Raw genomic sequence first — 7,261 nt, forward strand, 5'->3', positions numbered from 1 at the left:
AAAATCCACATTATTTTCAGATCTCAGTCAGCTGACGGACTACACATCTAAGAGATATCAACAAGACACTGCTACATTATCATGATTGTTAGCTTATGTTAACAGGAATTAGCATTAACTAACAAAAATTATCACAAACGGAGATAACATGCCGTCTTATCTCATGCAGCTTCGGCTCCAATCTGTGACAGACGCTTCTTATCCACCTTGCCGACGGCGGTAAGAGGCCATCTGTCAATAAACACCAGCTGATCCGGCAGCTTGTACAGGGCGAGACCGTTATTCATGAGGAAATCTCTGACTTCATTGAGCTTAACCTCCTCACCAATGGCAAAGGCGCATATTCTTTCCCCGAGAACCTCGTCCTTTACGGGAACCACGGCACATGATTCGATACACGGATGTTTAAGAAGCAGGGTTTCAACTTCCGCAGCGGCAATCTTTTCACCGGCTCGGTTTATCTGCTCCTTGATTCTTCCAACCACTTCAAAATTACCGTCTTCCCTGAGTCGTACAAGATCCCCCATGCGGTAATATCCGTCCACCGTGAACGCTCCCTTGTTTCTGTCACCCGCGCGATAATATTCATGAATGGTATACGGTCCCTTTACAATAAGTTCCCCTGTCTGTCCCTCCGGTACATCCCTTTCCTCATCATCCACAATACGGCAGACGTCATACTCTGATATAGGTCTTCCCTGGGAATGCAGTACCGCACTGTCCGGATCATCCGGTCTGGTACAGCAGATAAGACCTTCAGCTGTTCCGAACACCTGCTGCAGTCTGCAGCCGAACCGCTTCATAATGAATTCCGCATCTGAAGGATCCAGTCTGGCTCCACCCACCTGCAGAAGTTTCAGACTGGAAAGATCAGGCTCGTCCCATTCAACGGCCTCGGCCCATAATCTGGCAAGTGTCGGCACCATGGCCGTAATGGTCACCCCGTGTCTGGCAATAAGCTCAAATCCTTCATCAAAGCTTCCGGATCCGGCAATCACGATTTTTCCGCCTCTGCTTAAAACCCCGAAAATTCCGGGACATGACAGTGAAAAATTATGCGCGGTCGGAAGAATGTTCAGATAAACACTGTCCCCGTCCATCCCGGTGATTGACGCCATGGTACGATAGTTATAGGAATATCCCGCATGGGTACGCGGTATAAGTTTCGGAGTTCCGGTCGTTCCGCCGGAAAGAAGCAGCAGTGCGATATCAAGATTACTGCCGTGACAGGCCTCGACAGGATATGAACTTCTGCATTCACGGAGCATAAGATCAGGGTCTTCATCCGTACTGAAAGTAATTATCTGAATCTGAGGCTGTTCGCTCCTGAGTCTGTCCGTCACCTCACCGTAGTCAGTACTCAGGTATCTGTTAACACCTATGTAATGCGTAGGTTCGGCCAGGGCACACAGCGCTATCACATCTGAGGCTCTCTGAGCAGGAAGAGCAAGAACAGGTACCGCGCCGATACGGAGGATGGCAAAAAGAACAATCATAAAACCTATGGAATTAGGCATCTGAAGCAGAACACATTCGCCGCGGCGCACGTTACGTTCCGCAAGCCAGGAACTCATCTCAATGCATCTTTTATAAAGTTCTCCGTAGGTAAGCTGTTCCTCACCGCTTATCAGTGCGGTTCTGCCGGAGAAGGATGTGCACCATTCGGTAAATTCTTCAGGAATGGTTGATTCCCGCCAGACGTTTTTACCGTAAAAATTCTGTTCTTCTTCCGTCCAAAGTTTTATTGAATCCATAATTTACAAATAACTCCCTTAATTACTGGAAAAGATGAATCAGGAATGAATACCATGCCTGAACCGCAGGAATAACGACAATGCAATATGGATACATGTCTGAGACGGAATATTTAAAAGACTACAAAACCGCCGCGGGCATTTCTGAAGGTTCATACGGTCACGTCGGACCTTATGAACGGATATGAATTTTGAGGACCTGAATATCTTATCAGAAAAATCAGATACTCCAATCTGACATGATGGGAATTATTTGCACATAAAAACAGAAAACCGGACTGTCCGTGAATCAGAATCAGCTGAAACTCACGCTGATACTTTTTCACCGGAAATGCGAACCATTCTGTCACAGCAGCTTCTTATAAGCTCACTGTCATGGGTAACCACAATAACGGTTTTTCCCATGTCCCTGAGATCCTTCAGAAGCCCGGCAACTGACAGCATGTGCCCGTAGTCCAGACCGCTGGTCGGTTCGTCAAAAAGAAGAAACTCCCTGTCGGAACACAGTGCGCATGCAATGGCCACGCGCTGTTTCTGTCCTCCGGAAAGCGACATCGGATGAGCCTGTCTGAATTCATACAAATCCAGCTTTCTGAGAATTTCACCCGCCCTGGCCTCTTTTTCTTCCCTTCCGGAATTACTGTTTACCATGCAGAGCATCAGTTCTTCCTCAACGCTTTCTGCAAACAGCTGATGGTTCACATCCTGCATCACCATGAAAAACCTGTTCAGTCTGGCAGGTCCGTCATATTTTTCAGTGCCGTGAACAACGGTCCCCCGGCACTTCTTCTCCATGCCGCAGAGACAGTTCAGAAAAGTTGTTTTACCGACACCGTTGCACCCTGTTACCGCGGTTATTCTGTTCACCGCTATCCTGATATCATCATAATGAAAAGTTTCTGAATTTTTTTTACCGGAAAAAATTCCGCAGCCGTATCTGAAATCAAAATTTCTCAGTGTCATAACCTCGTCTTCCGGCTGAACGTCAGGCAGGGGGATACTTTCAGGAGCCTCCGGAACACAGCCGCGCAGCCCCATTGTCCCAAGCTCCCGGGAACTGAGTCTTCTGAGCTGTTCCTGATTCAGCTCTCCGGTGATTATCCCCTTGTTCATGATGACAATTCTGTCAGCCAGATCCGCAAGATAAGCCAGACGATGCTCCGAAACCAGAATCGTTTTTCCTTCATTCTTCCACGTTTTAATCAGATCATGAAGAGACTCTGACGCCGCGTAATCAAGATTTGCAGACGGTTCGTCCAGCAGAATCACCTCACTTCCGCAGACATCCACGGAGCCGCAGGCTATTTTCTGTCTTTCACCGCCCGACAGTCTGAAAAGACTGCGCCCGAGCAGTTTTTTCATTCCAAGTTTCTCACCTGTTCTGAGAATGCGTCTTTCAATCTCATCAGGATCCATTCCTCTGTTTTCACAGGCGAAGGCCATTTCCCCCGTGCTGTCTGCATTGAAAAACTGACTTCTGGGATTCTGAAAAACAGTTCCGGCAATAAGTGATATTTCACTGACTTTCATCCGGCCGGCATCCCTTCCGTCAATCTCCACCTTTCCTTCCACCGTTCCGCCGAAATATTCCGGAATCAGTCCGTTAAACAGTCTCAGAACCGTGGTTTTTCCGCATCCTGAAGGTCCTGTGAGAATAACAAGTTCTCCCTTTTTCACCTCAAGACTGACGTTTTTAAGTACCTGTACACCTTCACGTGAATTTTCCGGATCCGACGCCTCACCGTTCCGCGGATGCACTGATTCAGTCAGGTTTTCCGCAGGGCTTGCATATGAAAAAGTAACATTGTCCAACTTCAGCATCTGTTTGTTTCTCCTGTATATCTGTCAATAAAAAAAGCTGTCCCCGAAATCAGGAATGCCAGAAGGAAATACCTGACAGATGCAGGAATAAAAGCACGAAAACAGCCGAACACATTGTCAGCAGAATAATATCGGCGGCGTTGAATTCCAGCCGGTAGATACTGGTTCTTTTCCGGTGCGATCCAAGCCCTTTGGTTAAGGCGGCCGCAGTAAGTTCGTTGCCGATTTTTACGGAACTCATGAGAACAGGAATCATTCTGTATTCCACGTAACGGACGGGTCCCACGCTGCCGATACTGATTCCTCTCATCCTCACGGCTCTGCCGATGGATGAATATTCCTCCAGCAGTGTCGGAAAAAACCTGAACATCACTGTACAAGGTATGGTGATACAGCCGGGAATTTTCATTCTTTCCATTCCCGCTATTAATTCACCCACATGCGTTGTTCTGACGACAAAGGCAGCAAGTATTCCGCATGGCATCAGAAGACAGCATACTTCATAAATTAACAGATACAGGCAGTATGCGGCTCCCGAGTTTTCCGGACTAATCATAAAACCTGAGGCGTATACTGAAGCAAATACCGACAGCCCGGCGAATCCTGAAAAATAATTTCCGGCCCGCAGCAGAAAAAGAAACGGGAGCAGGGAAAAAAACAGACTTATCCATCTGAAATATTCGCCTCCCGCTCCTCCGAGCAGAAAAGTCGGCAGAGTAACCAGCAGCATCATCTTGGTACGGGGATCAAGCAGACCGTTCCCCTTTCTTACAGACATCATTTCTAGACAATTCCCGCTCTTATGAAATGTTTTTTAAGCATTCTGCCGCCGATCATTCCCCCGACCCAGCCGAAAAAAACACACATGAAGATCAGTGTAGGAGCCATCCACAGCTGAAACAAGCCTTTGGCGGTTTCTATGTATTCACTGCCGTAAACGGCATTCTCCTCCCAGAATCTGTCTGCCATGAATATCAGAGGAATGTAGCTGCCGAAACACCAAATACTGAATACCGCATATGCCGCAATGTCCAATGTCAGACTCCGGTAGTGACCGGCTCTGACTATAAGTTCGGATAAACCCCCGGTAATCAGTACCAGGGGAAACGTATACCATCCCATTCCCGTAAGCAGCAGGAACAGAGCCAGCAGAATGCTCATCAGCATAATCATGCCGAATTTTCTCACCCTGCTTAAGAACAGCATAAACGGGATTCCGGAAAGCAGCGGAATAAAAACACAGTAAAGAGGCAGAAGAACAGGAATAAATCCTATAACCATGACGATCATGGTAATCACCACAATAATGGCGGTAAACAGTCCGACGGTAATTAAATCACGACTGTTAAGTGCATTTTCTTGAACCATAACTCACCTTTCTCAAATCAGGCAGAATCTTATGCTCCCGGCCTGAGGTGTCCTGAAAACCTTCCGGAGACTTTATGTCCGGTAATCAGGACCGTCATAAAAGACATAATCATATGCAAAACTGCGTTTCTTACCGGAAACCGGCATGAAAAAACAGCGGTATTTAACATATTGCCATGTAATAATATTTTTCTTTTTCGGTGCTCTGATGAATGACTGTTCACCATGAAAAGCAGTACGAAAGAAAACTAAAAAGTAACTTAAACCCTTTATTTTCAACGAATTGACGACATCATTTCTCCGGACTGAGTCATCCGTCTGATAAAAAAATCACGATATTACTCCGCAGTTGACATTTGGAAAAAAATTGATATTTTTGTTAGCATTAACTAACACATGTTAGCAATCGCTAACCATTATACAGAATTATTTAAGATAAAACAGTCATCTTCTGATTTTACTGATAAATGTTTTTCAGTTCTGAAAACATATCTTTAATCAGAAGATTTTTTATTGAATTTTGAATTGTTAACTATATTTCATTCCGAGAAAAAAGATGTCCGAAAATACCAGTACAGATACCAGTATTCAGGGAATCACTGCTCTTATCAAGACAATGTTTCCTAAAGTTGCCGTAACCTCTCCCGAAAGCAGTCTCCTCGAATGCGGTGTTGATTCAATCAGCATAATGCGTCTTGTAAGCAGATGGAGAAAAAACGGAATAAAGATAACCTTTGCCGAACTCATCACCGAACCGACTCTGAAATCATGGTCGGAAAAACTCAGCCGAAGGGTTCAGAAAAAAGAAGACGGTATCGGAAAAGACGGGGGACATCCCGAAGTCCGTACAGCAGCTGATGATGAAAGCGAGTATGAACTGACAGACGTGCAGTATGCATACTGGGTAGGCCGCGACGAAAACCAGCAGCTCGGAGGCGTATCCTGTCATGCATATCTGGAAATCACCGGAAAAAACATTGATGAAAACCGCCTTGACACTGCCTTCAGCAGACTTATAGAGGCTCATCCGATGCTGAGAACCATTTTCACGCAGAACGGCAGACAGCGCAACGTAAAGGAAAATCATAATGATCCGCTGAAGATTCATGATTTCCGAAACTCAGACATGGTTTCGGCACGCAGACAGGCAGAAGCCATAAGGGAGCGTAATTCACACCGTAAGCTGGATATCAGCCGCGGAAAGGTTATCGGACTTGAACTTCTGCAGTATCCCGACGGCAGTTCCAGAATCTTCTTTGATGTTGATCTGCTTGTGTCAGACGTTCAGAGTTTAAACATACTCCTGCACGATCTGGCCGCACTCTATTCCGGAAAGAATATACAGGCTCTTGAGAACTGGAGCTTCAGACAGTACCTTGAACAGCAGAAAAAACGCAGCGAAACAGAATTCCTGGAAGCGGAAAAATACTGGAAAAAACGTATTGAGAGCATGCCTTCCGGTCCTCAGCTTCCGTATACCGGCAATACCGGCAAGACACCTCATTTCACCAGATACAAAACGGTCATCGGCACTGACATCTGGAACAGCATAAAAAAGCAGTCCCTGGCACACGGAATAACTCCGGCCATGACTCTGGCTGCGGCATACGGCATGGTCATATCAAGATGGAGCAGCTCTGCCAGATTTCTCATAAACGTGCCGCTGTTCAACCGTGATACTGAAAATGAAAACATTGAACATGCGGTCGCCGACTTTACCAACCTTCTTCTTCTCGAATGTGACTACTCTGAAAATCTGACCTTCGCAGAGCATGCGAAAAGACTGCAGGACAGATTCCATCAGGACTGTGCCCACACCGCATACTCGGCCATAAGGGTGCTCAGAGAGCTGGCAAGAAACGAATACAGCAACGGTCTGACAGCTCCGGTGGTTTTTGCCTGCAACCTGGGAACCGAACTTACCGACAGCGAAGTGACTTCATCTCTCGGCACGCTTGACTACATGATATCCCAGACTCCGCAGGTATGTCTGGATCATCAGATTTATGAAATGCCTGAAGGTCTCATGGTCTGCTTTGATGCCGTTGATTCCATGTTTCCGAAAGGACTGGTCGGCACCATGTTCTCAGCTTATACGGACCTTCTTGCCGAAATCGGTTCCGCAGACGACGGATTCGGCCGCGTTTACCTTAATGACATTCCGAAAGGACAGCTTGATGTAAGAAAGAGAATAAACAGTACCGGTGCTCCGGTGTCTGACACCCTTCTTGCGGAAAGAATCTTCACCAATGCCGAAACACGTCCTGACAGTCCCGCTCTCTTCTACGGCGACAGCACCGTAACCTACGGTCAGATGC

5 protein-coding genes are annotated in these 7,261 nt (G+C 46.6%); 1 reads left to right on the forward strand and 4 read right to left on the reverse strand.

Going from position 1 to position 7,261, the window contains the following annotated elements; genetic code table 11:
- Positions 1 to 161: 161 nt before the first annotated feature.
- The 4 genes from BMY80_RS00570 to BMY80_RS00585 all read right to left on the reverse strand — a co-directional run bounded on the left by BMY80_RS00570 (position 162) and on the right by BMY80_RS00585 (position 4,943).
- Complete coding sequence (locus tag BMY80_RS00570; RefSeq protein WP_093139928.1) at positions 162 to 1,754, reverse strand: (2,3-dihydroxybenzoyl)adenylate synthase; 1,593 nt, start codon at positions 1,752 to 1,754, stop codon at positions 162 to 164.
- A gap of 306 nt (positions 1,755 to 2,060) precedes the next feature.
- On the reverse strand, positions 2,061 to 3,575 hold the full coding sequence (locus BMY80_RS00575; RefSeq protein WP_093139930.1) for an ABC transporter ATP-binding protein: 1,515 nt from the start codon (positions 3,573 to 3,575) through the stop codon (positions 2,061 to 2,063).
- Between the two features lie 49 nt (positions 3,576 to 3,624).
- The gene (locus BMY80_RS00580) at positions 3,625 to 4,356 is read right to left on the reverse strand and encodes an energy-coupling factor transporter transmembrane component T (RefSeq protein WP_093139932.1); all 732 of its coding nucleotides are present in this window, start codon (positions 4,354 to 4,356) and stop codon (positions 3,625 to 3,627) included.
- Between the two features lie 2 nt (positions 4,357 to 4,358).
- Positions 4,359 to 4,943: an MptD family putative ECF transporter S component gene (locus tag BMY80_RS00585; RefSeq protein ID WP_031579480.1), complete on the reverse strand. Its 585-nt coding sequence runs from the start codon at positions 4,941 to 4,943 to the stop codon at positions 4,359 to 4,361.
- 556 nt (positions 4,944 to 5,499) lie between these two features.
- Here BMY80_RS00585 and BMY80_RS00595 point away from each other — a divergent pair.
- Positions 5,500 to 7,261, forward strand: a 1,762-nt coding sequence (locus tag BMY80_RS00595; RefSeq protein ID WP_245730011.1) for a condensation domain-containing protein, incomplete at its 3' end; no start/stop codon positions are given.

Source organism: Ruminobacter amylophilus (assembly GCF_900115655.1).
Classification (GTDB): Bacteria; Pseudomonadota; Gammaproteobacteria; order Enterobacterales; family Succinivibrionaceae; genus Ruminobacter; species Ruminobacter amylophilus.

Bases quoted from the DNA above. Each gene is read 5' to 3' on its own strand.
- BMY80_RS00575 (WP_093139930.1), bottom strand. From the start codon at position 3,575: ATGCTGAAGTTGGACAATGTTACTTTTTCATATGCAAGCCCTGCGGAA.
- BMY80_RS00585 (WP_031579480.1), bottom strand. From the start codon at position 4,943: ATGGTTCAAGAAAATGCACTTAACAGTCGTGATTTAATTACCGTCGGA.
- BMY80_RS00570 (WP_093139928.1), bottom strand. From the start codon at position 1,754: ATGGATTCAATAAAACTTTGGACGGAAGAAGAACAGAATTTTTACGGT.
- BMY80_RS00580 (WP_093139932.1), bottom strand. From the start codon at position 4,356: ATGATGTCTGTAAGAAAGGGGAACGGTCTGCTTGATCCCCGTACCAAG.